Annotated in this window: 24 protein-coding genes; 4 read left to right on the top strand and 20 right to left on the bottom strand. The window is 65.7% G+C overall.

The window, feature by feature from the left end:
- Positions 1-6: 6 nt before the first annotated feature.
- The gene (locus ACNI3Q_RS08460; protein WP_426275765.1) at positions 7-540 is read left to right on the top strand and encodes a thermonuclease family protein; all 534 of its coding nucleotides are present in this window, start codon (positions 7-9) and stop codon (positions 538-540) included.
- Between the two features lie 207 nt (positions 541-747).
- Here ACNI3Q_RS08460 and ACNI3Q_RS08465 read toward each other — a convergent pair whose 3' ends face one another.
- The 7 genes from ACNI3Q_RS08465 to ACNI3Q_RS08495 form a co-directional block, all read right to left on the bottom strand.
- A complete protein-coding gene (locus ACNI3Q_RS08465; protein WP_426275767.1) occupies positions 748-1,719 on the bottom strand; it encodes a 3-keto-disaccharide hydrolase in 972 nt (323 codons plus the stop codon).
- A 290-nt stretch (positions 1,720-2,009) separates the two neighbouring features.
- The gene (locus ACNI3Q_RS08470) at positions 2,010-3,062 is read right to left on the bottom strand and encodes a ribonucleotide-diphosphate reductase subunit beta (protein WP_260021747.1); all 1,053 of its coding nucleotides are present in this window, start codon (positions 3,060-3,062) and stop codon (positions 2,010-2,012) included.
- A 16-nt stretch (positions 3,063-3,078) separates the two neighbouring features.
- On the bottom strand, positions 3,079-3,282 hold the full coding sequence (locus tag ACNI3Q_RS08475) for a hypothetical protein (RefSeq protein ID WP_426275769.1): 204 nt from the start codon (positions 3,280-3,282) through the stop codon (positions 3,079-3,081).
- Positions 3,279-3,467, bottom strand: coding sequence for a hypothetical protein (locus ACNI3Q_RS08480; protein ID WP_260021749.1), 189 nt, complete (start codon positions 3,465-3,467; stop codon positions 3,279-3,281). Before ACNI3Q_RS08480 ends, ACNI3Q_RS08475 begins: the two co-directional genes overlap by 4 nt.
- Positions 3,464-3,799: a hypothetical protein gene (locus ACNI3Q_RS08485; protein ID WP_260021751.1), complete on the bottom strand. Its 336-nt coding sequence runs from the start codon at positions 3,797-3,799 to the stop codon at positions 3,464-3,466. The genes ACNI3Q_RS08480 and ACNI3Q_RS08485 overlap by 4 nt, the downstream gene beginning before the upstream one ends.
- 192 nt (positions 3,800-3,991) lie before the next feature.
- Positions 3,992-5,878: a ribonucleoside-diphosphate reductase subunit alpha gene (locus ACNI3Q_RS08490; RefSeq protein WP_426275772.1), complete on the bottom strand. Its 1,887-nt coding sequence runs from the start codon at positions 5,876-5,878 to the stop codon at positions 3,992-3,994.
- A gap of 652 nt (positions 5,879-6,530) precedes the next feature.
- Entirely contained in the window at positions 6,531-8,870 is a 2,340-nt protein-coding gene (locus ACNI3Q_RS08495) for a TonB-dependent receptor (RefSeq protein WP_426275774.1), read from the bottom strand.
- Between the two features lie 162 nt (positions 8,871-9,032).
- On the opposite strand from ACNI3Q_RS08495, the gene ACNI3Q_RS08500 reads away from it, so the two are divergent.
- Positions 9,033-10,646, top strand: a complete 1,614-nt coding sequence (locus ACNI3Q_RS08500; RefSeq protein WP_426275776.1) for an amidase — start codon at positions 9,033-9,035, stop codon at positions 10,644-10,646.
- 29 nt (positions 10,647-10,675) lie between these two features.
- Here the strand turns inward: ACNI3Q_RS08500 and ACNI3Q_RS08505 are convergent, their stop codons facing one another.
- Positions 10,676-11,365 (bottom strand): hypothetical protein, encoded by a 690-nt coding sequence (locus tag ACNI3Q_RS08505; protein ID WP_426275778.1) that lies wholly within the window; start codon positions 11,363-11,365, stop codon positions 10,676-10,678.
- Positions 11,366-11,488: 123 nt separating this feature from the next.
- Here ACNI3Q_RS08505 and ACNI3Q_RS08510 point away from each other — a divergent pair, with 123 nt between their 5' ends.
- The gene (locus ACNI3Q_RS08510; RefSeq protein ID WP_426275780.1) at positions 11,489-12,127 is read left to right on the top strand and encodes a phosphatase PAP2 family protein; all 639 of its coding nucleotides are present in this window, start codon (positions 11,489-11,491) and stop codon (positions 12,125-12,127) included.
- On the opposite strand, the gene ACNI3Q_RS08515 is transcribed toward ACNI3Q_RS08510, so the two are convergent.
- Together ACNI3Q_RS08515 and ACNI3Q_RS08520 are read right to left on the bottom strand one after the other, a co-directional pair.
- Positions 12,124-13,365: a threonine synthase gene (locus ACNI3Q_RS08515; RefSeq protein WP_426276646.1), complete on the bottom strand. Its 1,242-nt coding sequence runs from the start codon at positions 13,363-13,365 to the stop codon at positions 12,124-12,126. The genes ACNI3Q_RS08510 and ACNI3Q_RS08515 overlap by 4 nt on opposite strands.
- Positions 13,366-13,373: 8 nt before the next feature.
- On the bottom strand, positions 13,374-13,838 hold the full coding sequence (locus tag ACNI3Q_RS08520) for a DUF2721 domain-containing protein (protein WP_426276648.1): 465 nt from the start codon (positions 13,836-13,838) through the stop codon (positions 13,374-13,376).
- Between the two features lie 84 nt (positions 13,839-13,922).
- Here ACNI3Q_RS08520 and ACNI3Q_RS08525 point away from each other — a divergent pair, with 84 nt between their 5' ends.
- Positions 13,923-15,032, top strand: coding sequence for a GNAT family N-acetyltransferase (locus tag ACNI3Q_RS08525; RefSeq protein ID WP_426275782.1), 1,110 nt, complete (start codon positions 13,923-13,925; stop codon positions 15,030-15,032).
- A gap of 127 nt (positions 15,033-15,159) precedes the next feature.
- Here the strand turns inward: ACNI3Q_RS08525 and ACNI3Q_RS08530 are convergent, their stop codons facing one another.
- The 10 genes from ACNI3Q_RS08530 to ACNI3Q_RS08575 form a co-directional block, all read right to left on the bottom strand.
- Positions 15,160-16,533, bottom strand: coding sequence for a PQQ-dependent sugar dehydrogenase (locus ACNI3Q_RS08530; RefSeq protein WP_426275784.1), 1,374 nt, complete (start codon positions 16,531-16,533; stop codon positions 15,160-15,162).
- Positions 16,534-16,594: 61 nt separating this feature from the next.
- Positions 16,595-17,521 (bottom strand): hemolysin family protein, encoded by a 927-nt coding sequence (locus tag ACNI3Q_RS08535; RefSeq protein ID WP_260021763.1) that lies wholly within the window; start codon positions 17,519-17,521, stop codon positions 16,595-16,597.
- A gap of 8 nt (positions 17,522-17,529) precedes the next feature.
- Positions 17,530-18,039, bottom strand: coding sequence for an rRNA maturation RNase YbeY (gene ybeY / locus ACNI3Q_RS08540; protein ID WP_426275786.1), 510 nt, complete (start codon positions 18,037-18,039; stop codon positions 17,530-17,532).
- Positions 18,029-19,030, bottom strand: a complete 1,002-nt coding sequence (locus ACNI3Q_RS08545) for a PhoH family protein (protein ID WP_426275788.1) — start codon at positions 19,028-19,030, stop codon at positions 18,029-18,031. Before ACNI3Q_RS08545 ends, ybeY begins: the two co-directional genes overlap by 11 nt.
- A gap of 207 nt (positions 19,031-19,237) precedes the next feature.
- The gene (locus ACNI3Q_RS08550; RefSeq protein ID WP_426275790.1) at positions 19,238-20,305 is read right to left on the bottom strand and encodes an NAD(P)-dependent alcohol dehydrogenase; all 1,068 of its coding nucleotides are present in this window, start codon (positions 20,303-20,305) and stop codon (positions 19,238-19,240) included.
- Positions 20,306-20,409: 104 nt separating this feature from the next.
- Positions 20,410-21,027 carry a retropepsin-like aspartic protease family protein gene (locus tag ACNI3Q_RS08555; RefSeq protein WP_426275792.1) on the bottom strand — a complete coding sequence of 206 codons (618 nt, stop codon included), beginning with the start codon at positions 21,025-21,027 and terminating at the stop codon, positions 20,410-20,412.
- 83 nt (positions 21,028-21,110) lie between these two features.
- Entirely contained in the window at positions 21,111-22,439 is a 1,329-nt protein-coding gene (miaB, locus tag ACNI3Q_RS08560; RefSeq protein WP_426276650.1) for a tRNA (N6-isopentenyl adenosine(37)-C2)-methylthiotransferase MiaB, read from the bottom strand.
- Between the two features lie 75 nt (positions 22,440-22,514).
- Complete coding sequence (locus ACNI3Q_RS08565) at positions 22,515-23,378, bottom strand: lysophospholipid acyltransferase family protein (RefSeq protein ID WP_426276652.1); 864 nt, start codon at positions 23,376-23,378, stop codon at positions 22,515-22,517.
- Positions 23,379-23,389: 11 nt separating this feature from the next.
- The gene (locus ACNI3Q_RS08570) at positions 23,390-23,812 is read right to left on the bottom strand and encodes a Fur family transcriptional regulator (RefSeq protein WP_260021770.1); all 423 of its coding nucleotides are present in this window, start codon (positions 23,810-23,812) and stop codon (positions 23,390-23,392) included.
- Positions 23,813-23,936: 124 nt separating this feature from the next.
- Positions 23,937-24,353, bottom strand: coding sequence for a Ros/MucR family transcriptional regulator (locus ACNI3Q_RS08575; RefSeq protein WP_260021771.1), 417 nt, complete (start codon positions 24,351-24,353; stop codon positions 23,937-23,939).
- Positions 24,354-24,420 lie beyond the last annotated feature (67 nt).

Consider the following 24,420-nt stretch of genomic DNA (forward strand, 5'->3'; position numbering starts at 1 on the left):
GCGTTGATGAAGCGGCGGAGCCGGTACGATGCGCGTTTTCCCGATATCGGTCAGCACCGGGCGGGGCGGCGGCGGCGGGCGACGCTGTGGGCGCGGCTGGGCGTGCTGGCGGTGCTGCTGCTGATCCTGATCGCGCTGCGCTTTCCCCTGGGCTGGTATGCCGAGAACTGGCGCGAGGTGGCGAGCGGGCAGCGCGCCTATTTCGCGCTGTGCACCGATGGCGGTGGCACCAATTGCGTTGTCGATGGCGATACGATCTGGATGGGGGGCATGAAGATCCGGCTGGCGGATATCGACGCGCCGGAGACGCATCCGCCACGATGCGCGCGGGAGGCGGCGCTGGGCGAGCGGGCGACGTTGCGGTTGCAGGCGCTGCTCAACGCAGGGCCGGTGACGGTGCAGGCGGGCAAGCGCGATGCGGACCGCAATGGGCGCAAGCTGCGGCGGCTGGTGGTCGGCGGCCAGTCGGTGGGCGACGTGCTGGTCCGCGAGGGGCTGGCCCGGCCGAACAATGGCGAGGCGCGGCGCCCCTGGTGCTGAGCGGAAGTTGTCAGGTCGTTTGACAGTTTTGACACAAATGGGGTGGTTTGTGCGGGGGGTGACAGGTGTCAACCCGGCCAGCCGCCATAGCTGACAGCCCGCAGGACGGGGTCGTTCGGACGATGAGCGTGGACGAAGCGCCATGCGCCCGTCCTGCCATTGTCCGGCCGCTGTAGGACAGCGCGGATCGAGGGCGTCTGCCCGCTCCTAAGGCGCGGAGACGATGCGCGGCAGTGATCGGATCGGGGTCACCGTGATGTTGCGCAGATACGTTTCGGCACCTTCGGACTGGAACTGGATGCGGCCCCGGTTGAGCGGTCGGCGATTGCCGTCCGCATCCACCGTCGCCAGATCGCGCACCGCCATCACCGGCACCCCGTTCACGACATGGACGGCACGGTCGCCCAGCACATAGAGGTCGAGCACATTCCACTGGCCGACCGGCCTTTCCCGGTCGCTATGCCCCTCGACATTCCAGGCGGCGGTGTTGCCGATCACGTCGATGTCGCGGCCGCCCGGCATGAAGCGCCGGTGCGGGTAGAGGATCGAAGGATCGTAACCGACGGTGGTGCGCGCCTTTACGCCAGCGCCGACCGGCACGATCATGCCGGTCGAGCCCTTCATGATCTCGAATTCCGCCGATCGTGCCCATGTGCCCCATACGGCACCCTGCGGACCGTAGCTGTGATAGAGCAGGCCGTTATTCTGCGGCTCGGTGAGGCGCGGGGCATAGGTCTTGTCGCCCCATTTGAACTCCATCCGCAAATGATAGTCGGCGAAATCGGCCGAATGAAGCAGGCTTCCCCATGTTTCGCCCTTGATCCAGATCGCTGGCGCGCCATCGACCATGCGGACGCCGAAATGCTGCCCGGCATTCTGCGGCGCGCCGATCGGCCTGTCCTGCGCACCCGGGTTGTAGGTGACGGACGGATCGGGATAGCCGAGCCATGGCGACCAGCCGGACAGATCGCGGCCGTTGAACAGGTTGATCGCCGCGCCGGCGGGGGCGGGGATGTCGGCAAGGGTCAGCTTCGCCGCCCGGAAGGCAGGATCGCCGGCAATCGCTGCGCGCTGATCGGCGGTCATGGCGGGCGGCGCATCCGTCGATGTGCAGGCGGGCAGGGCGAGCGGCAGAACCGCCGCGATGACGCCGCGCATCGCGGCCTGATTGAACGGCATCCTGTCCCCCTTCATCCTATCGGATGCTCTCATTGGCCGGAATTGACAGCGTTGACAAGGCGGGGGTCGGGCGGGTTGCGCATGGTCTGGCGAGTGGTGCGTTGGAGATAGCCAGTCTGTTCCGGGCAGCCGACAGGATATTGCACAGTGGCACCGGGCCGGATCGATGCAGCCCCGACCTCGTCTGGCGAGAAATGACAGATTGCGAGCCGGCCGGGCAGCAGTCCGAATGCTCAGGCTTTGCAGGGTGCCGATGGGCGGGGTGGTGCCCCGCCCAAGCGGCGTTCAGCTTACTCCGCCGCGACGCCCGCTGCTGCGAACATGTCGCCGCTTTCGCCCGGATCTTCGTTGGCGACGGGCGGCTTGACCTTCTGGCGCTTGTCGAAGCTGGACCAGACGTCGTTCCAGTTGCCGCGGGTCGCGCCCTTGGAATATTCGGTCGCGCGCTGTTCGAAGAAATTGGCGTGCTCGACGCCGTTCAAGAGCGGGGCGAGCCAGGGCAGGGGATGCTCGTCGATCAGGTAAATCGGCTTCATGCCCAGCTGGCCCAGGCGCCAGTCGGCGATGTAGCGGATATACTTCTTGATCTCCTTTGGCGTCATGCCGTTGACCGGGCCCTGTTCAAAGGCGAGGTCGATGAACGCATCCTCCAGCCGCACCGTCGTCTGGCACATGTCCATGATGTCGTCCTTGACCGACTTGGTCAGGCAGTCGCGCTCCTTCACGAAAGCGTGGAAGAGGTGGACGATCCCCTCGCAATGCAGGCTTTCGTCGCGGACCGACCAGCTGACGATCTGGCCCATGCCCTTCATCTTGTTGAAGCGCGGGAAGTTCATCAGCATGGCGAAGGAGGCGAAAAGCTGAAGCCCCTCGGTAAAGCCGCCGAACATGGCCAGCGTCTTGGCAATATCCTCGTCATTGTCGACGCCGAACTTCTGCAGATAGTCGTGCTTGTCCTTCATTTCGGCATATTCGAGGAACATGCCATATTCGCTTTCGGGCATCCCGATCGTGTCAAGCAGGTGCGAATAGGCGGCGATGTGCACCGTTTCCATGTTGGAAAAGGCGGCGAGCATCATCTTGATCTCGGTCGGCTTGAACACGCGGCCATACTTGTCGTGGTAGCAATCCTGCACCTCGACATCGGCCTGTGTGAAGAAGCGGAAGATCTGCGTCAGCAGGTTGCGCTCATGATCGGTCAGCTTTTGCGCCCAGTCGCGGCAATCCTCGCCCAGCGGCACTTCCTCCGGCATCCAGTGGATCTGCTGCTGACGCTTCCAGAACTCATAGGCCCAGGGATATTCGAACGGCTTGTAGGTCTTGCGGGCTTCGAGAAGGGACATGGAATTGCTCCGGAACTTATGAATTCAGATAACCAACGGCGACCAGGATAAGGCCCACCACGATTTCGGTCACGCCGATCGCCCTGAAGAAGGCGATCGGCAGAGGTTGTCGGCCGGCCACCGCCGGGCGGGCGGCAAGCTTTGGCCCAAGCAGAAAGGCAAATACTGCGCCGAAGACAGCCAGAACCGCGCCGACCAGAATGAGCGGATGGATGGTCATGCGACGGCCACCATCACGGCAAAGCCGGTGAGCGCGATGCCGAGCATCAACGCCATGGTGCCGGCGATGAACTGACCATAGCGCGCGGGTGCGCCGGCGGCACGGCGGGCGCGGACCAGCAGGGCGATACCGGCGATCCCCGACAGCCCGGCCACACCGGCCTGAATGGCGAGCGCGCGGGTCATCGCGGATCATTCTCGATCACGGTGCCGCGCCGGGCAGGGACGGTGCGGGTGCGATAGATCACCTTGGTCCCGCCGCGCGCACCGACGCCGAACACGCAGATGCCCAGGAAATAGCCGAAATCATACCAGCCGCCATTGTTCGGCACGGCATAAATGGCGACATCGGGCAGGAACAGCGAGGCGACCCAGGCGACCGGGAAGATGAAGCCGTGCCACACGCCGAGCAGGATGCCGGGGGCATCCGGCTGAACCGCCGTATCCACCTGCCGCGCGCAGGCGGCGAGGGTGAGGAGCAGCGCAAGGGTGGCAAGGTTGCGGGCGTTACGCTTCACATCCCCTCTCCCACCGAAAGAGGGGCAAGCCGCGCAGCGGCGCGGGGTGAGGGGGAGGGCCGCGATAGAGAGGGCGCGGGCGTCGATAGCGCCCACCCCTCATCCTTCCCACGCGGCTGCGCCGCGCGGGCCCCTTCTTCTCCCACAAGGGGAGAGGAGGAAGAAGGATCGAGGCGCGCCGTTTGGATCACCTTACTGACACGCCAGGCATTCGTCGTAGTCGGTGGTTTCGCCCAAGTCGAAGGTCGGCTTTTCGATCGTGTTGTCCGCCTCTACGCCGCCGGCGAAACCGGCGCGCTGCACCGATTTGGAGCGGAGATAGTAGAGCGACTTGATGCCCAGTTCCCACGCGCGGAAGTGGAGCATGAGCAGATCCCATTTTTCCACGTCCGCCGGGATGAACAGGTTCAGCGACTGTGCCTGATCGATGAACGGCGCGCGGTCGCCCGCCAGTTCGAGGATCCAGCGCTGGTCGATCTCGAAGCTGGTCTTGAACACGTCCTTTTCCTCTGGCGAGAGGAAGTCGAGATGCTGGACCGAGCCGCCGCGCTCCAGGATCGAGGACCAGACGCCTTCGCTGTTCTTCGATTTCTCGATCAGCAGCTTTTCCAGATAGGGATTGCGGACCGAAAAGCTGCCCGACAGCGTCTTGTGCGTGTAGATATTGGCCGGAATGGGTTCGATACAGGCCGAGGTGCCGCCGCAGATGATGCTGATCGACGCGGTGGGCGCAATCGCCATCTTGCAGGAAAACCGCTCCATCACGCCCATGTCGGCCGCGTCGGGGCAGGGGCCGCGCTCGACCGCCAGGTTCATCGATGCTTCGTTCACCTGAGCATTGACGTGCTTGAAGATGCGCAGGTTCCACATCTTGGCCATCGCCCCTTCCATCGGCAGGCCGCGGGCCTGAAGGAAGGAGTGGAAACCCATGACGCCAAGGCCGACCGAGCGTTCGCGGCTGGCCGAATAGCGGGCGCGGGCCATTTCGTCGGGCGCGCGCTCGATATAGTCGGTCAGGACGTTGTCGAGGAAGCGCATCACGTCCTCGATGAACCGCTTGTCGCCTTCCCACTCGTCCCAGGTTTCGAGGTTGAGCGAGGAGAGGCAGCAGACGGCCGTGCGGTCGTTGCCAAGGTGATCGCGGCCCGTGGGCAGCGTGATTTCGGCGCACAGGTTCGAGGTCGTGACCTTCAGACCCAGATCGCGGTGATGCTTGGGCATCGTGCGGTTCACATGGTCGCTGAACACGATGTACGGCTCACCCGTGGCGAGGCGGGTTTCGACGAGCTTCTGGAACAGGCCGCGCGCATCGACCTTGCCGCGCACGCTGCCGTCCTTGGGCGACTTCAGTTCCCATTCGGCGCCATCACGCACCGCTTCCATGAAGGCGTCGGGGATCAGCACGCCATGGTGCAGGTTCAGCGCCTTGCGGTTGAAATCGCCCGAGGGTTTGCGGATTTCGAGGAACTCCTCGATCTCCGGATGGCTGATGTCGAGATAGCAGGCGGCCGAGCCGCGGCGCAGCGACCCCTGGCTGATGGCGAGCGTCAGGCTGTCCATCACGCGGACGAACGGGATGATGCCGCTGGTCTTGCCATTGAGGCCGACGGGTTCGCCGATGCCGCGCACCGTGCCCCAATAGGTGCCGATGCCGCCGCCGCGCGAGGCGAGCCACACATTCTCGTTCCAGGTGGCGACGATCCCTTCCAGGCTGTCGGGCACGGAATTGAGATAGCAGCTGATCGGCAGGCCGCGGCCGGTGCCGCCATTGGACAGCACGGGGGTGGCGGGCATGAACCACAGGCGCGAGATATAGTCGTAGAGCCGCTGGGCGTGCGCGGCATCGTCGGCATAGGCGGAGGCGACGCGGACGAACAGGTCCTGATAGCTTTCGCCCGGCAGCAGATAGCGGTCCTTCAGCGTTTCCTTGCCGAAATCGGTCAGCAGCGCATCGCGCGAATGATCGACCTCCAGCGCATAGGGGCGCGGGTCGACGCGCGTCGATTCAGTGGCGGCCGCAGCCGGTTCCAGGGTGGCGGTTTCTGTCATTTCGGTTTCCTGAGTATCCCTGAAATCCATTGCCTGCCCCATCATAATCCAGCGGTTCGTCCGACTCGGGCAGCGAAGGCCGATGCTATCACCGATCGCCGCGCGCGAGAACAAAAAGTGATCAACCTGACCCGTCACTGCGCGAGCATGGCCGGTCCGCAAGATAACCCTGCGGTTCCGAAAATACCAGTGCTTGGGCTTGCCCCCACAAGCGACCACAACAGATTGTGGCTAATCGCGCTTCGAAGCAAGTCGGTAAATGACCTTTTAGGGACTCAATTCGTCGCTAAAAAGACTCGGGTCGTGGACCGGCCCGACAACGCGTGTGCCGCGACGCGCGGACCTTCCTTGGCTTTTGGACGGGGCAAGGGAACGGGCAGGGAACGAAAAATATTTTGATGTGGACGGGGCAGTGGAGGGATCGGGGCGGAGCGCGCCCACACCGCAGGCTCGTCCCCCAACTCGCTCGTCCTGAGCCTGTCGAAGAACGTATCCCACTGGTCAAGGCGTAGGGCAGCATCCTTCGACGGGCTCAGGACGAACGAGGGGGGTAAGGAGCGGAGCGATCCTGCACCCGGATGCCGTTGGATTGACCCGTGCCGTCATGGCGCGCCCTTTGACTGCCTTGCCTGTGGCAGTCGGAGGGCGCGCAATGACGGTTCAGACTGAAATCATGCGATCCTTAGAACCGGCCGGTCAGCTGCACGCCGTAGAAGCGGGGCTCGGCGGGGATGAAGGTGGGGATGCCGAACGCGCCGCCGGTATTGCCGGCATCGAGCAGATAATCCTCGTCGCTGAGGTTGCGGCCGAACACCGCGACCTCGTACCGGTCGTCGGCAAAGCTGATCCCGGCGCGGGCGTTGAACAGGGTGACGCCCGGCTGGCTGATCAGCGGGTTGTTCGGCACTTCGAAAAAGATCTGCGAGCGATAGGTGACGGTGGGCGTGGCAAAGACGCGGACATCGCCGATGCGCGCGTCGATGGTGAACCCGCCCGCCGCCTGAACCTCTGGCTGAAGGCGGAAGCGCGCGCCCGAAAAGGCGGGGGTCAGCGCCGAGCTTTCCTCGATCTTGGCATCGATATAGGCGCCGTTGCCGAACACCGTCAGCCAGTCGGTGGCGCGCAGCTGCACCTCTGCCTCCACCCCGAAATTGCTGGCATTGCCCGCGCTGCGGGTGCGGGTGATGCCGTCGGGATCGACGACGCTGACCTGAAAGCCCTTATACTGCTGATAATAGACGCCAAGGGTGCCGGACAACGGGCCGAACGCGCCCTTGATCCCGCCTTCGTAATTCCAGACGGTTTCCTCATCGATGATCGACAGGGCGCGTTCCGGGCCGAGGGCGCCGTTGCGGGCGCCGACCTGAACCACCGGGGACCGGCGGCCCTGCGAGATGGTGGCGTACAGGTTCACATCGTCGCTGGCGCGCAGCAGCACGTTGAAGCGCGGCAGCACGGCGGCGAAATTGCCCTCTGCCTCGAATGTCTGGCCGCGGGTATCGACCTGTCCGGGGACGAGCGAGACGCGGAAGCTGGGCACGGCGGCGAGCAGCGGCGGGATCTGCGTCAGCAGTTGCGGGCGCGGGGCCGATGCGAAGAAGCCGGACTGCCGTTCCTCGATCAGGAAGCGGACCCCGGCGGTCAGCTCGATCCAGGAAGCGGGGATCAGCGTGCCATCGAAGAACATCGAATAGCTGGCATTGCGGCCCTGATTTTCAAAGACCGAACGATAGGGCACGGCGGTCAGCGCGCCGCCGGTGACGAGCGCGGTAACGCCCGTCGATACCGGATTGCCGGCCGCATCGACACAGCCAAGGCCCGGCACCAGCGCGCGCGTCAGACACTGGGCAAACACCCCTTCCTCGCCCGAAAAGGGCACGTTCTGAATGCTGTCCTCAAGGAAATAGTTGAAGCCGAACGAGCCGCGGAACAGATCGCTTTGATAGGCGAAGCGGGTTTCCTGATTGACCTGCCACCCCTTGGCCAGTTCCGCAAACTCCAGGAACGGCGCGGCGGAACCGTCGGCATCGAAGATTTCGAGGCTGTCGAACTTGCGATAGCCATTGACCAGGGTCAGCGTCCAGTCGTCGGCGATGTCCCAGGCAAGCGTCAGGTTCGCGTCATAGACTTCGCGGTTGAGGCCGAGCTTTTCCGCACCCAGATCCGCGAGCGAGCGGGGCGATCCGCCCAGCCAGGCCGCGCCGAACGGATTGCCGGGCGCCAGCGCGCGCGAGATGAAGGGCGTGCCGGAATTGCGCTGCTGATCATAGGTGAGGATCAGATCGGCGGTGAAGGCATCGGTCGGCGTGAAGCGCAGCGAGCCGCGCACGCCAAGCTGATCCTGCGCGTACAGATCATCCTGGTTCGGGGCGAGATTTTCGACATAGCCGTCCCGCTGCTTCACCTCGAACGCGACGCGGCCGGCGATCACGTCATTGCCGGCATTGACGAAGCCGGCCACGCGCCAGGCGTTGAAATTGCCGTAGCTGCCCGACAGTTCGCCGGAAAAGCCGGGACGCGGCCGGGCGGAAATCATGCTGATCGCGCCGATGGTGGACGCGGTGCCGAACAGGGTCGCCTGCGGTCCCTTCACCACCTCGATCCGCTCAAGGTCATAGACTGCCTGATAGGAACCGCGCGAGCGGGAGATGTCGACGCCATTGTAATAGAGCGAGACGCGCGGCCCCTGTTGCGCGGAGCCGCTGTCCGAGGTGATGCCCCGGATGACGATGCCGGGATTGTTCGCGCTCTGCTCCTGCACATTGAGGCCGGGGACATAGTTGGACAGCTCGTCCAGATCCTGCACGCCAAGCTCGCGCATCCGCTCGCCCGAATTGGCCGAAATGGTGATCGGCACATCGACCAGCCGCTGATCGGTCTTTTGCGCCGACACGATGATATCGGTGTCGTTCGTTGCGGTGTCATCGGCCGGTTGCGGATCGACCATCGGCTGGGCGAGCGCGGCGGAGGCAGTGGTGACGAGCAGCGTCGCAAGCGCGACGCGGGCAAGGCGATGACCCATTGATTGATTCCCCGTTTATTGTGTTGGCTTGTTGTCGGTCGCCCCTGCGCGACCAACATTGCGCCGCAGCGAAGGGGCGATGACGAAATCATTGCAGCAGGGCGATTGCGGGGGGCGTCCAGCGACCCTAGCCTGTCACAAATCATCGATTCGGGGGTTTTCATGCGTGTTTCAATCGTCGCTGCCGCCTTGTCCCTTGCCGCCATGCCGATCGCTGCACATGCGCAATCGGCGGACATCGTGCTGAAGGAACTGCCCCCGACCGCGCTGAAAGTGGGCGAGAAGAGCATCGATGAATTGCAGGCGATGCTGGCCAGGGGCGAGCTGACCAGCGAACAGCTGGTTCAGGGGTATCTGGAGCGCATCCGCATGATGGACCGCGCCGGGCCAAGCCTGCGCAGCGTGATCGCCATCAATCCGAAGGCGCTGGAACAGGCGAAAAAGGCAGATCGCGACCGGCGGCTGCGCATCGCGCGCGGGCCGTTGTTCGGCATCCCCGTGCTGATCAAGGACAATATCGAGACGGCGGAGAATGCGACGACGGCGGGCAGCCTGGCGCTGAAGGACAATGTCACCGGGCGCGACGCGCCGCTGGTCGCCCGGCTGCGCGCGGCGGGCGCGATCATCCTGGGCAAGACCAACCTGTCCGAATGGGCGAACATCCGCGACAATGATTCGATGAGCGGGTGGAGCGCGGTCGGCGGGCTGGTGCGCAATCCATACGCGCTGGACCGCACCGCCTGTGGTTCGTCGAGCGGCACCGGATCGGCCATCGCCGCCAGCCTGGGCGCGGTGGGCGTGGGCACCGAAACCGACGGGTCGGTGGTATGCCCCAGCAGCATCAACGGCCTGGTCGGCCTGAAACCCACGCTGGGCGCGATCAGCCGCACCCATGTCGTGCCGATCAGCCATAGCCAGGATACGCCCGGGCCGATGGCGCGCAGCGTCAAGGATGCCGCCGCGCTGTTTTCCGGCATGATCGGCACCGATCCGGCCGATGCCGCGACGAAAGAGGCGGATGCGAAGCGCGACGCGCTGACCCCCGACTGGACCAAGGCCAGCCTGAAGGGCGTGAAGCTGGCCGTGCTGCGCCCGCAAATGGGCGCGGCGCTGGCGGCGCAGTTCGACGCGCAACTCGCGATCCTGAAGGCGCAGGGCGCGGAGCTGATCCCCGTCGAGCGGCCGGCGACCGAGGGACTGGGCGAGGCGGAGTTCAACGTCCTGTTGATGGAGCTGAAAAGCGACCTTGCCGCCTATCTGGCAACGACGCCGGACAGCGTGAAGATCCGCACGCTGGCGGACGCGATTGCGTTCAACAAGGCCAATGCCGACACCGAACTGCGCTATTTCGCGCAATCCACGTTCGAGGCGGCGGAAGCGACCGGCGGGACAGCCGACCCCAAATATGCCGAGGCACGGGCCAAGTCGCTGAAACTGGCCAGCGAGGCGATCGACACCATGCTGGCCAAGGCGGGCGCGGCGGCGATCGTGACGCCAAGCTATGGCATGGCCTGGCTGTCCGACCCGGTTTACGGCGACCAGTTCAACGGCCCCAGCGCCAGCCAGCTGCCCGCCGTGTCGGGCTATCCCCATCTGACCGTGCCGATGGGGCTGGTAAAGGGCCTGCCCGCCGGCCTGTCGTTCATCGGCGCAAAGTGGACCGACGGCCGGCTGCTGGAACTGGGCCATGCCTATGAACAGGCGTCGAAGGCGCGGGTTGCGCCGACCTATCCGGCGACGGTGACGCAGGGCGGCGGGCTGGACGGGGTGCGCTGACGCCCGCCCGCCCGGTCAGCGTGCCGCCGTCAGCGGCTCCATTGCAGGGTTGCCCCCTCTGGCGTCAGCGCGTGCAGACGCCGGAGGATGGTGTAATTGGCAACCGCGACGCCGATCATTTCCCCCACTTCCTCGACAAACAGAACCAGCTGGCCGGTCGCGGTGTAGAAGATGCCGACGCCGTACAGGTGCAGGATCGCCATTTCGACGATTTCCATGCCGATCGCGCTGGCGACGAAGATGCCGCCGGCCAGCGCCAGGCCGGATTTGATGCCGGGCGGCAGGCTGAGCCAGAAGTGAAAGAAATAGAGGCCCACGATCAGGGTGAAGGCCGCATAGGCCGCGACCCAGTTGTAGCTGTGTTCGTTTCCCTCCATCGAGCCGAGGGAGATCAGCGAAAACATCTCGTGCACCTGTGCCGCTTCATCAATGGCCATGAAGGCGAGGGCGATCGCGACCCCGAGCCAGCCGCGCCGCCAGACCGCTCTGGTTTCAAGGCGGCTGACGATGCCGGCAAGGATGGCGGCCATGATCAGCGCCAGCGCGGCGATGGTGGTGGGGATATTGCTTTCCTGCACCAGGCTGAACTGACGATGCAGGCCGAGCAGCCGCATATGCCCCATGCTGGCCGCGGCGATCACCGCCACATGGGCCGATGCAAGAGCCGCGATCACCACCAGGTGCCAGCGCAGGATACGGTCCGGTTTGGCCAAGGTCATGCAGTGTCTCCCCCCCCTCCCGGCACCATCAAGTCACAGTTTCGGTGGAGCGGCAAGCGGCGGGCCAGCGGACATGCGGGCGAAATGTCCCATGCAAGCACGCACGGCACCCGAAGCGTGGCCGTGCGTTCTGAGCACATGGGACATCCACACAAGCGCAAAAAGACCGAGGACGGCCGGACGTTGCACGCCATCGAGCGGGCCGATCTGGCCATCGCCCATGCCGTTGCCGTGGATGGCGAGACACGCGCGGGACAGGCGATCCGATGGTTCGCCGAGGCGGGGGATCAGCCGCCGCTGACCGCGATCGCGCTGTTCACGCTGACGGCCGGCATGATCGGCCGGGATGCGCGGATGACCCGGGCGGGGATCCATATGCTGGCGGCGCACGGGCTGGCGACGGGGATCAAGACGCTGGCCAAGAACCGGATCGACCGGACACGGCCGAACGACGCGCTGGACGGCAAGGGATATCGGCTGAAGCCAGGACGCAGCAAGCAGGGGCCGAAACGGTCGATGCCGTCAGGGCATAGCGCGGGGCTGGCCGCGGTGGCGGTTGCATCGGCCAGCCATTATCCGGCGGCAGCGCCCGCCATTGCTGCGGCGGCGGGCACGGTGATGGCGGCGCAGCTGCCCAGCCGCAACCATTATGCCAGCGACGTGATCGTCGGCGGCATGATCGGCATCATCAGTGCGGTCGCCACCGGCGCGCTGATCGACTGGGCCGAGCGGCGGGCGAAGCGGGTGGCGGGTAGCGATTAGAGCGATGCGAAATCGATGGCGGCGTGCCGATCCAGCGTCCGGGATGCGTCCGGCATGGGGTATTTCAGGCCGGTGGCGCAGTTGAAGAGGAGGGCGGTTTCGCCGTCCTTTACCCATCCTTCGGCCCGCGCCTGTCGCCATGCGGCGAGCGTTGCGCCCCCTTCCGGACAGAGCAGCAGTCCGTCGGTGCGGGCGGTATCGTCCACCGCCTGAGCCAGCGCGGCGTCGCTGACCGCCATGGCGCGGCCGCCGCTTTCGCGCACGGCGTCGAGGATCAGGAAATCGCCAACCGCCTGCGGCACGCGGATGCCCGCCGCGATGGTGTGCGCATTCTCCCATCGGGTCGCGTGGCGTTCGCCCTGTTCCCAGGCGCGGACCATGGGGGCGCAGCCCTCTGCCTGCACGGCGACCATGCGGGGCAGCTTGTCGCCCACCCAGCCCAGCGACTGAAGCTCGCGGAACGCCTTCCACATCCCGATCAGGCCCGTGCCGCCGCCGGTGGGATAAAAGATGACATCGGGCAGGTTCCAGCCGAACTGTTCGGCCAGTTCGAGGCCCATCGTCTTCTTGCCCTCGATCCGGTAGGGTTCCTTGAGCGTGGACAGATCGAACCAGCCCTGCGCCGCCGCTCCCTCGCGCACCAGTTTGCCGCAATCGTCAATGAGGCCGTTGACGCGATAGACGCGCGCGCCCTGTGCCGCGATTTCGCGCACGTTGATTTCCGGCGTGTCGTCGGGACAGAAGATGATCGCTTCCATCCCCGCCTGAGCCGCATAGGCGGCGGCGGCCGCGCCAGCATTGCCGTTGGTCGGCATGGCGATGGCCGTGACGCCAAGTTCGCGCGCCATGCTGATCGCCATGACCAGGCCGCGCGCCTTGAACGATCCGGTGGGCAGCCGCCCCTCATCCTTGACGAGCAGCGTGCCGGGCGCGGCGCCGGCGGCGGCCCCGACCTGATCCAGCGGGATGATCGGCGTGTCGATTTCGCCCAGGCTGACGATGCTATCCGCCCGGCGGACGGGCAGCAGTTCGCGCCAGCGCCACAGGTCGCGGGGGCGCGCGGCCAGCGCCGACTGGCTGAGCGCTGCGCCAACCCCGGCGAGGTCGTAGCGGACCAGAAGCGGCCGTCCGGCGGCGGACAGGCCGTGCAGCCGGTCCGCCTCGTACCGCTCTCCGGTCAGGCCGCATTCGAGATGCGTGACAAAGGTCGGCCGGTCGGCCGTCAGATTTTCATTCACGGGCAGGGTCACTGCTTTTCGCGCTCCAGCAATTCTTTGCGGACATGGATTGACCGGAGCGACAGGCGCACCTCGATCAGGAACAGGATCAGCCCGGCGGTAAGCATGATCATCGCCAGGATGAAGGCAATCGCGATGGCGGAACCGATATGCAGATCGCCAAGCTGTGCCGCGAACAGCATGGCCACGACCATCGAGATCAGGACGGCACAGGCGACGCACAGGCCAAGGGCGGAATTGATCACCGAGATCCGCTTGTCCAGAATGCGCAGTTCCCAGACATGGCGATCATGTTCCGGCCCGGTGGAACGCGGGTGCAGTTCCTCAAGCTTTCGCACGCGGTCGACAATCCGCGCCAACCGCCCGGCCAGGACGTTGAGGATGGCACCCAGCCCGGCCAGCAGAAAGACCGGCGCTATCGCAGCCTGAATGGTCTGGGCGATCGTCGCGATCATCGGGCCTTGGAACATCATGGCCATCGTTATTTCAGGGGCGGCACGGTTGAAGCAACCGGTTTCTACGGGTTGGTAAGAAAGATGCGCTATCGACCGGCTGGCATGAACCAGCCGATGCGCCCTGCCGATTTCCAGCCGATTGGCCCGACGCACGATGTGCGGGTTGAACCGGGCGTATCCGCGGCGCTGGACACGGTGGCGGCGGCCACGCGGCACAGCCACCGGTTCCTGCGCCGGGCATGGTTTCAGGCGGCGCTTGATGCCTATGGCGGAACCGCGCTGACGCTGGTGGTCGAAGAGGCTGGCCGTCCGGTGCTGGCGATGCCGCTGGTCCCCGTCGGCAATCCGATGGCGGCGCGGGCGGGCATGGTGCAGGTGCCCGGATGCTATTGGCCGTTTCGCAGCGTGCCGGTGGATGCGGCGTGCGATGCGGCCGGGGCGGCATCGGCGCTGTTGAACGCGGCTCGCGCAGAGGCGCGGGCAATCCGGCTGGGGCCGGTTTATGACGGGGATCCGGCGCTGGAGGGATTGCGTCAGGGCGCGGCGGCAAGCGGATGGGCAGCGATATCGCGGCCGGTGGCGACCAGTTTCGTGCTGGATATCGCCGCGCGCCAGACAGAGGGGGCGTGGCCGCGCACATCGACGCTGAAGAAAAACCGGTTCCACGAAAAGCATCTGGGCGCGCATGGCGCGCTGGAATGGTCGTTCGTCAGCGGCGGCGACTGGACGACGGCGCGGTTCGACGCACTGGCTGAGGTGGAGCGGGCGAGCTGGATCGCATCGCGCACCGACGGATCGGATGCCAAGTTCACCGAGGACGGGCATGGCGCATTCTGGCGGGCGGCGGCGGCCGATCCGGTGATTGCGGGCATGATGTGGGCCGCGATGCTGCACATCGACGGCAAGCCGATGGCCTTTTCCTTCGACCTGAATGCCGGCGCGCTGAAATATGCAATCGCCAACAGTTACGATCCCGTGGTTGCGAAACATTCGCCGGGCAAGCTGCTGTATTACCGCAATCTGGTGCGCGCGATCGAGGACGGGATCACGCTGGTCGACTGGGGCGCAGGCGACAGCGGGTACAAGGGCGTGATCGGGGCGGAGGCCGGACCGGCGATCCGCGACTGGCTGTTCGTGCGGCCCGGCGTCAGCGCGGCGGCCGCGCGCGCGCTGGCCGGGCTGTGGCGGCGGAGCGGCAACCGCGACCGATAGCGACGGGCGATTTCAGCATGATCCGCCCGGTCATTGCGACCGAAGCGAAACCATCCAGCGCGGGACTGGATTGCTTCGCTGCGCTCGCAATGACGACGTGTTGTTGACGTGATCTCTACCGCAAGGATCAGCGGGCAGCGACCTTTGGCGGTGCGCCAGCGGCGCTGACCCGCCAGATGACGTTGCCGACATCGTCCGCGACCAAGAGCGCGCCCGTGGCATCGGCGATCACGCCGACGGGCCGGCCCATCGCCTGACCATCCGCATCGAGAAAGCCCGACAGCACATCGACCGGCTTGGCACCCTTGACCGGATAGCCGTTGCTGCCGAACGGCACGAACACGACTTTGTACCCCGACACGGGCACGCGGTTCCACGATCCGTGCTGGCCGACAAATGCGCCATTGGCGAACCGCTGGCCAAGCCGGGTGTCGGCGGCGAAGCTGAGGCCGAGCGAGGCGGTGTGCGGGCCGAGGGCGTAATCGGGCCGGGCGCTGTATTCCAGCATGTCGCGGCGGCGCGGTTCGACGCGGCGATCCTCATATCCGCCCCAATAGGACCAGGGCCAGCCATAGAATTTGCCGAAGCCGACGCGCGCCATGTAATCGGGCGGCAGATCGGAGCCGAGCATGTCGCGTTCGTTCACCACGGTCCACACCGCGTTGCTGGCCGGTTCGATAGCGAGGCCGACGGGATTGCGCAGGCCGCCGGCATAGATGCGGAACGTCTTTCGATCCGGGAACACCTCAAGGATCGCGGCGCGGTTCCGCTCGATCTCCAGCCCCTTTTCCGCGATGTTCGAAGTGGAGCCGACCGCGACCAGCAGCGAGCCCGACCCATCGGGATTGGCGATCACATTGCGCGTCCAGTGATTGCCACCCGCGGGCAGATCGACGACCTTTTCAGCAGGGCCGTCGATCCGGGTCGCGCCCGGCGTGTAGCGAAAGCGGACCAGCGCGTCGTTGTTGGCGACATAGAACCAGTCGCCGACCAGCTGCATCCCGAACGGGCTGTTGAGGCCGGTGATGAACGGCGTCTTCAGGTCCACGCGGCCATCGCCGTCGCTGTCCCGCAACAGGGTGATGCGGTTGGCCGAGGGGACGGCCGCGCCCGCGCGCTTCATCAGCACGCCCATCACCATGTTTTCGATGGAAAAGCCCTTGGATTCCTCAGCCGCCGGGGGCGCGGCGGTTTCGGCGACCAGCATGTCGCCATTGGGCAGGCGATAGAGCCAGCGCGGATGATCCAGCCCCGCGGCATAGCGTTCGACCTTCAGCCCCGGCGCGGCGACCGGCATTGCGCCCTCCGGCCAGCCAATTGCCTTTGCCACGCGAACCGTGGGGATCGTCTGGCTGCGCGGCGGGGTGATCCGGGGCTGGGCGCCCATCACATCGGCCAGCGCAAGCCGCGCCGTGTCGGGCCACAGGGCCCAGGTGGCGGCGCCGATGCCGGCAACGGCAATCAGCCCCAGGGGAAGAAGCGCTTTTCTGAACTTGGCCATGGCGTTGCAGATAGGACAGCGACCCGCCATGGCCAAGGCCCGGCGGGCGATGATCGGGCGGTTATTCGTCCGCCAGCGCCTCGACCGTTTCCAGCGGGGGATGAAGGCGCAGGCGCGTCACCCGCCGCTGATCGGCCTCCACCACCTCAAGACACCATCCGCTGTCGTGGATCACCCGTTCGCCCGGATGGGGCACATGGCCGGCCAGGACGATGGCAAGCCCACCCAGCGTTTCCACATCCTCGTCCACCTCGGCCAGGCGCGCATCGACGCGCTCGCCCACATCCTCCAGCTCGGCACGGCCATCGGCCTCCCACGCGCCGTCGTCGATGGGGATCAGCAGCTCGGTCGGCGCCTCGTCATGCTCGTCCTCGATCTCGCCGACGATTTCCTCGACCAGGTCCTCGATCGTCACCAGCCCCTCGGTCCCGGTATATTCGTCGAGCACGATGGCCAGGTGCGTGTGGCTGGACTGCATCCGGGCGAGCAGGTCGAGCACGCCCATGGATTGCGGCACGTAAAGCGGCTGGCGGATCAGGCCCTTGATCGTGTCGGGCCGGGGCGCGGTGCCCGCCAGGATGCCGAACACATCCTTCATGTGCACCATGCCGATCACCGCATCCAGATTGTCGCGATAAACGGGCAGGCGGCTGTGCCGCGCCTCGGCAAACAGGGCCACGACCTGATCGAAGGGGGTGTTTTCCTCAACCGCCGTCATGTCCGCGCGCGGCACGCCGACATCGCCGGCATCGCGCTCGCCGAAATGGAGCAGGTTGCGCAGCATCTGCCGTTCGATGGGGGCCAGATCGCCGGCCAGCGGGGCTTCGTCCTCCGCCTCATGCTCGACAATCGCCGCCTCGATCCGGGTGCGCAGCGTTTCGGAATGTTCGTTGCCGAACAGCAGGGCGCGCAGGCCCCGCCAGATACTTCCGCCGTCGCCGGTGTCGCCTTGCTGGCTGGACGTGCTGCTACTGGGGCCCTCTGGCATGGTGGTCGTCAATCCTCGCGAACGGGGTAGGGATCGTGCAGGCCGAGCGCGGCAAGCGCATCGCGCTCGATCGCTTCCATGGCCTCCGCTTCCGCGTCCCCCAGATGATCATAGCCCAATAAATGCAGGCAACCGTGAACGATCAAGTGGCTTGCGTGATCCTGAAGCGAAATTTCCCGCTCCGCCGCCTCTGCCGCGCAGACGCCGTGCGCCAGGACGATGTCGCCCAGCAGCACTTCGCCATCGTCGCTGTTCTGCGTGACGGCGTCGAGCAGATCAGGCTGGATCATCGGAAAGGACAGGACGTTGGTCGGCTTGTCCTTTTGCCGATAGTCGCGGTTGAGCGCGTGCACCTCGTCATCGCTGGTCAGGCGGATGGCCAGTTCGACCAACTGCGGCGCGCCCCGCCAATCGGCATAGGGCGTGCGCGTGATGGCCGCATCGACCGCGCGGACGGCCAGCGTTTCCCAATCGCCCTGAGGCCAGGGTTCCTCGACAATGACGGCGCTATCCAGCATCCTGGCCCTCATACTTCTCGACGATGCGGCCGACAATCGGGTGGCGGACGACATCGCCGATGCCGAAGCGGACCATGGACAGGCCCTCCACGCCCTCAAGCCGGTCGACCGCGTCGTTGAGGCCGGAGGCGCGGGTGCCGCCGGGAAGGTCGGTCTGATTGGGGTCGCCGCACACGACCATGCGGCTGTTCTGGCCGAACCGCGTCAGGAACATCTTCATCTGCATCGGCGTCGTGTTCTGCGCCTCGTCCAGGATGACGAAGGCATCGGCAAGGGTGCGGCCGCGCATGAAGGCGATGGGCGCAATCTCGATCTCGCCGCTCGCGATGCGCCGTTCGACCTGTTCGGCGGGCAGGCAGTCATTCAGCGCGTCGTACAGCGGACGCAGATAGGGATCGACCTTGTCCTTCATGTCGCCGGGCAGGAAGCCGAGCTTTTCCCCCGCCTCCACCGCCGGGCGGGACAGGATCAGGCGCTGCACGCTGCCGGTGATCAGCTGACTGACCGCCTGTGCCACCGCGATATAGGTCTTGCCCGTGCCCGCCGGGCCAAGCGCGAAGATGATGTCGTTGCGGGTCAGTTCGCGCATGTAGTGCGCCTGGGTCAGGCTGCGCGGGACAATGGTTTTCTTGCGCGTGCGGATCATGATCGGCGGTGCGCCGTCCATATCCTGACGGATGATGCCGTTCAGCGTCGGCTGATTCGACATGGCGATCACCGCTTCGATCAGGCCGGTGTCGACCGCCTCGCCCCGGATGACCCGGGCCTGAAGCTCAAGCAGCACCTCGCGCGCCTGAGCCACCGAATCGGCCGTCCCCTCGATCCCCACCCGGTCGCCGCGCGCGGTGATATAGACGCCAAGCCGCTCCTCCAGCGCCAGAAGGTTGGCATCGAATTCGCCGAACAGGCGGGGCAGCAACTGGGGCCGGTCGAACACGACCTCCACACGGCTGCGATCTCCGGGCTGGGCTGGGACGGGCTTTCTGCTCATGCGGTCCTTTCAACGGATGAAGGGGCGGAATGGATGCGAGCGGAGACAGCGCGGCAGCGGACGGGCGCGCGATCACCGGGATGGCGGGGGAGGGGACCGCAGGGGAGCGGGACTGCTTCATGCGCCGACGAATGTGGCAGAAGGCGCGCCCGCTGGACAGGGTTTTATTGCCCGCCCCGGCGCAACCGGCCGGGGCGGGGCAGGGCGTCAGGCCGCCTGTTTCATCGAGGCGATGTCGATGACGAAGCGGTATTTGACGTCGCTTTTCACCATGCGGTCATAGGCGGTGTTGATTTCCGCCATGTCGATCATCTCGATATCCGAGGTGAGGCCATGCTGATGACAGAAATCCAGCATCTCCTGCGTCTCTGCAATGCCGCCGATCAGCGACCCCGCCAGCGCGCGGCGGGCAAAGACCAGCGTGCCGATGTTGAGCGCCGGGTGCGGATGTTCCGGCACGCCGACCAGCACCATCGTGCCGTCCCGCTTCAGACAGGAAAGCAGCGGATCAAGGTCGTGGCTGGCCGCGACGGTATTGAGGATGAGGTCGAAGGTGCCGGCCTGCGCCGCCATCTGGTCCGCGTCCTTCGACACGATCAGGTCGGTCGCGCCAAGCCGCAGTGCATCGTCGCGCTTGCCGGGCGAGGTCGAAAAGACGTGCACTTCTGCGCCCATCCCAGCAGCGATCTTGACGCCCATATGGCCAAGGCCGCCAAGGCCGACGATGCCGACCTTTTTCCCCGGACCGGCACCCCAGTGCTTGAGCGGCGAATAGGTGGTGATCCCCGCGCACAGCAGCGGCGCGACGGCGGCCAGATCGGCGGCATCGTGACGGACGGTCAGCACGAAATCCTGATCGACGACGATATGGTCGGCATAGCCGCCAAAGGTGTGGCCGCCCAGATGCTTGTCCGGGCCGTTATAGGTGCCGACAAAGCCGGTGCCGGTGCAATATTGCTCTTCCCCCGCATCACAGGACGGGCAGGTGCGGCAGCTGTCGACCATGCAGCCGACACCCACGGTGTCGCCCACGGCGAATTTGGTCACTTCGGCGCCCACGGCGGTCACCGTGCCGACGATTTCGTGGCCCGGCACGCACGGATAGAGCGTGCCCGCCCATTCGCCGCGCGCGGTGTGCAGATCGGAATGGCAGACGCCGCAATAGGCGATGTCGATGGCCACATCGCGCGGGCCGGGATCGCGCCGGTCAAAGGTGAAGGGGGCAAGCGGCGTCGTTGGCGCCTGTGCGGCATAGGCAAGGGTTTCGCGGGTCATAGGGGCTCCCTTTTATCATGGATGGTGGCGGCCGCCACGCGATGCGGCCTGCGACGCGGATATGGGGTGGCCGGTCGAGGGAAAAAGGGCGACAGGCCGGAAAATCAGGCCGGTTCGGCTGGCCGCGGCACGAGGATCAGGGTGCGCCGTTCGACCCGCCAGGATTGCAGATCCGACAGGAAGTTCATCCCGATCACGTCGACGCGGCCCATTGCGGGCGAAATGACGACGGGCAGGCGCGTTGCAGTGATGCCGCCCAGGGTCAGCCGGTCGATGCGGCCCGTCGCGGCCTCGACCGATCCGTTCGCGGTCTGAAGGATCACGGGCACCGGATTTTCCTCAGGCGCGATCCCGGCGGCAGCGGCGGTTTCGGCGGAGATTGCGGTGATCGTCGCGCCGCTGTCGATCAGCATCCGCCGTTCCGTACCGTTGAGGCTGACCCTGGCCCAGAAATGCCCGTCGCGCGCCATGGGGATGCGCACTTCGCGCCCCACGACCGACTGTTGTTCGATCCCCAGCCAGCGGGTGATCCCGGACAGCGTGGGATCGAACGGCGCGTGGCGGATCACCAGGAACAGGCACAGCGCCATCAGGCCAAGTGTGAACAGCGCCCGGATCGCCCGCCCGATATAGGGCAGGTTGAACAGCAGGATCAGCAGCAATGCGCCGCCCAGCGCATAGAGGGCAAGCGGTTGCCATTCAGGCGTGGGCGACAGGACCATCAGGGGCGACAACCGCAAGCAAAGCGTTTCAGTCCCACCAATGTAGGGCGCGAATCGCCGCTGCCAATCAGTACCGTACCGGGTCAGGCGGCGGCGGGGGTTTCCCGTTCCACAACGCCCGTCAGGCTGTTCGGCCCGGCCTCTGCGATGCGGACAGTGACGATATCGCCGATGGCATGATCGCCGGTGACGATGACCGATTGCAGCCAGGGCGATTTGCCCAGCATCTGGCCCGGATATTTGCCGGTCCGTTCGATCAGCACGTCGCAGGTCCGGCCGACCGTGGCGCGGTTGAACGCGATCTGATCGCGGTTGAGCGCCGCCTGAAGCCGTTGCAGGCGATCGTCCATCACCTCGGCCGGGACCGCATCGTCCATGGTCGCGGCGGGTGTGCCGGGACGCGGCGAATATTTGAAGCTGAAACACTGGGCATAGCCGACGGCATCGACCAGGCTGAGCGTATCGGCGAACTCCGCCTCGGCCTCGCCGGGAAAGCCGACGATGAAATCGCCGGACAGGGCGATGTCGGGCCGCACCGCGCGCACGCGGTCCAGGATGCGCAGATAGCTGTCGCGGCTGTGGCTGCGGTTCATCGCGCGCAGCACCCGGTCATTGCCCGACTGTACCGGCAGATGCAGGAACGGCATCAGTTGCGGCAGATCGCGGTGCGCGGCGATCAGGCCGTCGGTCATGTCGTTGGGATGGCTGGTGGTATAGCGGATGCGGGCAAGGCCGGGGATGTCGGCCAGCGTTTCCGCCAGCTTTTCAAGGCCGCGCCCGTCCGCATCGCGCCAGGCATTGACGTTCTGACCCAGCAGCGTGATTTCGCGCGCGCCGGCACCGACCAGCGACCGAGCCTCTTCGACGATCGCGGCGAACGGCCGGCTGACCTCTGCGCCGCGGGTATAGGGGACGACGCAATAGGTGCAGAATTTGTCGCACCCCTCCTGCACCGTCAGGAACGCCGACGGGCCGACCTTTCGCCGGGCGGGCAGCGATGCGAATTTCAGTTCGGGCGGCATGTCCGTGTCGAGCGCCAGCCCCTTTTCCGCCGCGGTGCTGACCAGTTCGGGCAGGTTGTGATACGCCTGTGGGCCGACGACCACGTCCACCTTTGCCCGGCGCGCGATTTCCTCGCCCTCTGCCTGAGCGACGCAGCCAGCGACCGCGATCATCGGCTTTCGCCCATCCTTTCGCAGGCGGCCGATTTCCGAATAGACCTTTTCCGTCGCCTTTTCGCGGATGTGGCAGGTGTTCAGAATGACCAGATCGGCCGATGCCGCATCGGTCGCGGCCAGGCCCTGTTCGGCCATCAGTTCGGCCATGCGCTCGCCGTCATACACGTTCATCTGGCAGCCGAACGACTTGACGGCATAGGTTTTGGGCGCGGGTTTCATGATGGCCGCGCCTATAGGCGAGCCGGAGCGGGGGCGCAAATGGCAGCAGGCGGGCGGCACGCAGGCGGGCATCGGTGCGATGCGCCGCGATCAGGCATCCGGCGACGATGGCTCCGCTTTGTACCGCACCGCCTCGACCATATGGGCGAAGGGGCGGGGGGGATGGCCGAGCAGCGTGGTCAGCCGCTCCTCGATCCGGCGGCGGCTTTCGGCGGCGATCGCCTTTCGCCCCGGCACGTCGTTGGGATCGAACGGATCGAGATAATGGACCTCGACCGGAAAGCTGCCGCGGCGGGACAGGACGCGGCGGGCATTGTTGAGGCCCCCTTCCTCCCCGATCCAGCCAATTTCCTCACCGACAGCGCCGTAGAACAGCACCACCGGCTGAACCAGCACGCCGGGCGGCGGGGGCTCAAGGACGCGCAGCATCGGCGTCTTGAACGGCAGCAAAGAGGCGTTGTCGGTCGTCGTCCCTTCCGGAAACACGGTGATTGACCAGTTGTCGGCCAGGGCATTGCGCAGCGTATTGATCTGATCCGCAACGCCCATCCGGTTTTCGCGCTTGACATAAACCGTGCGGTTGAGGCCCGCGAGCCAGCCGACCATGGGGGCGGTGGCCAGTTCCGCCTTGGCCACGAACGCCGTGCCGCTCGCCCCGCCAAGCGCGAGAATGTCGATCCACGAGACATGGTTGGCGACGAAGAACACATCGCGGCGCAGCGGCGTGCCGATGGTCCGCACCCGCGCCCCGCAGACGCGCGCCGCACTGCCCAGAAACAATTTCGGCCAGGGCGAGCCAAGCCGGACCAGCCGGAACAGATAATGCAGCGGCACGCACAGGATCAGCAGGGCGAGCAGCCCGGCAGCGCGCAGAAAGATGCGAAGGCGGCCGGCGGTATCGACGGGCGTCGCCTCGCCGGCAAGGGCGCGGGCGCGCAGTTCGTCCGGGGCCATGGTCAGCTGGCTCACCCCTTGCGGTCGAGCGCGACGCCGTAAAGCTCCATCCGGTGATCGACGAGGCGGAAGCCCAGCCGTTCCGCAATCTGTTTCTGCAGCAATTCGATTTCCGGATCGACAAATTCGATCACCCGGCCGGTTTCGACGTCGATCAGGTGATCGTGATGCGTTTCGGGGGCCGGTTCATACCGCGCCCGGCCGTCGCCGAATTCGTGCCGGTCGAGGATCCCGGCCTCTTCGAACAGGCGGACGGTGCGATAGACGGTGGCAATCGAAATGCCGCTGTCGATGGCGGAGGCGCGCTCATACACCTTTTCGACATCGGGATGGTCGTCCGCTTCCGACAGCACCTTGGCGATCACGCGGCGCTGATCAGTGATGCGAAGCCCCTTTTCATGGCACAGTGTTTCCAGGTCGATCTTACGGGGCATGGCGGGAATCCTTGTCTGTTACCCCAGGGGTGTAATGCGTTGTGCCGCATGAAAAAAGGGGGGCGTACGGCACAGATCATGCCGCACGCCCCCCGGTTTATTCCGCTGCGCGATCGTGGATGGATCAGCGCGCCTTGCGACGCGCGGTGCCCAGGCCGATCTTCTTGGCCAGGCTGCGGCGCTGTTCGGCATAGTTCGGCGCGACCATGGGATAGTCGGCGGGCAGGTTCCACTTGGCCCGATACTGTTCTGGGGTCATCTGATAATGCGTCATCAGGTGACGCTTCAGCATCTTCAGCTTCTTTCCGTCCTCAAGGCACACGATGTAATCGGGCTTGATCGAGGCGCGGACCGAAACGGCGGGCTCCTGCTTCACTTCAGGTTCCGGCGCGACGGTGCCCAGACCGGCCAGCGCGTTGTGAACATTCTGAATGATCAGCGGCAGATCCGATACAGCGACGCTGTTGTTGCTCACATGGGCAGCAACGATATCTGCCGTGAGTGTGACAAGCGTTTCGTTGATTTCGATAGACTGCGACATTGATGTTCCTTTCGACCCGATTGTCTGTTCTTACGCTCGGTACATGGTCCTATCGGTCCGAATCGGA

The sequence above is a fragment of the Sphingomonas eleionomae genome (assembly GCF_049889035.1).
In the GTDB taxonomy this organism is placed as follows: domain Bacteria; phylum Pseudomonadota; class Alphaproteobacteria; order Sphingomonadales; family Sphingomonadaceae; genus Sphingomonas.

Bases quoted from the DNA above. Each gene is read 5' to 3' on its own strand.
- ACNI3Q_RS08520 (WP_426276648.1), bottom strand. From the start codon at position 13,838: ATGATGTTCCAAGGCCCGATGATCGCGACGATCGCCCAGACCATTCAG.
- ACNI3Q_RS08495 (WP_426275774.1), bottom strand. From the start codon at position 8,870: ATGGGTCATCGCCTTGCCCGCGTCGCGCTTGCGACGCTGCTCGTCACC.
- ACNI3Q_RS08570 (WP_260021770.1), bottom strand. From the start codon at position 23,812: ATGCCCCGTAAGATCGACCTGGAAACACTGTGCCATGAAAAGGGGCTT.
- ACNI3Q_RS08475 (WP_426275769.1), bottom strand. From the start codon at position 3,282: ATGACCATCCATCCGCTCATTCTGGTCGGCGCGGTTCTGGCTGTCTTC.
- ACNI3Q_RS08465 (WP_426275767.1), bottom strand. From the start codon at position 1,719: ATGCCGTTCAATCAGGCCGCGATGCGCGGCGTCATCGCGGCGGTTCTG.
- ACNI3Q_RS08550 (WP_426275790.1), bottom strand. From the start codon at position 20,305: ATGACCCGCGAAACCCTTGCCTATGCCGCACAGGCGCCAACGACGCCG.
- ACNI3Q_RS08575 (WP_260021771.1), bottom strand. From the start codon at position 24,353: ATGTCGCAGTCTATCGAAATCAACGAAACGCTTGTCACACTCACGGCA.
- ACNI3Q_RS08525 (WP_426275782.1), top strand. From the start codon at position 13,923: ATGAACCAGCCGATGCGCCCTGCCGATTTCCAGCCGATTGGCCCGACG.
- ACNI3Q_RS08480 (WP_260021749.1), bottom strand. From the start codon at position 3,467: ATGACCCGCGCGCTCGCCATTCAGGCCGGTGTGGCCGGGCTGTCGGGG.
- ACNI3Q_RS08490 (WP_426275772.1), bottom strand. From the start codon at position 5,878: ATGGATTTCAGGGATACTCAGGAAACCGAAATGACAGAAACCGCCACC.
- ACNI3Q_RS08555 (WP_426275792.1), bottom strand. From the start codon at position 21,027: ATGGTCCTGTCGCCCACGCCTGAATGGCAACCGCTTGCCCTCTATGCG.
- ybeY (WP_426275786.1), bottom strand. From the start codon at position 18,039: ATGCTGGATAGCGCCGTCATTGTCGAGGAACCCTGGCCTCAGGGCGAT.
- ACNI3Q_RS08545 (WP_426275788.1), bottom strand. From the start codon at position 19,030: ATGAGCAGAAAGCCCGTCCCAGCCCAGCCCGGAGATCGCAGCCGTGTG.
- ACNI3Q_RS08460 (WP_426275765.1), top strand. From the start codon at position 7: ATGAAGCGGCGGAGCCGGTACGATGCGCGTTTTCCCGATATCGGTCAG.
- ACNI3Q_RS08500 (WP_426275776.1), top strand. From the start codon at position 9,033: ATGCGTGTTTCAATCGTCGCTGCCGCCTTGTCCCTTGCCGCCATGCCG.
- ACNI3Q_RS08565 (WP_426276652.1), bottom strand. From the start codon at position 23,378: ATGGCCCCGGACGAACTGCGCGCCCGCGCCCTTGCCGGCGAGGCGACG.
- ACNI3Q_RS08505 (WP_426275778.1), bottom strand. From the start codon at position 11,365: ATGACCTTGGCCAAACCGGACCGTATCCTGCGCTGGCACCTGGTGGTG.
- ACNI3Q_RS08470 (WP_260021747.1), bottom strand. From the start codon at position 3,062: ATGTCCCTTCTCGAAGCCCGCAAGACCTACAAGCCGTTCGAATATCCC.
- ACNI3Q_RS08535 (WP_260021763.1), bottom strand. From the start codon at position 17,521: ATGCCAGAGGGCCCCAGTAGCAGCACGTCCAGCCAGCAAGGCGACACC.
- ACNI3Q_RS08530 (WP_426275784.1), bottom strand. From the start codon at position 16,533: ATGGCCAAGTTCAGAAAAGCGCTTCTTCCCCTGGGGCTGATTGCCGTT.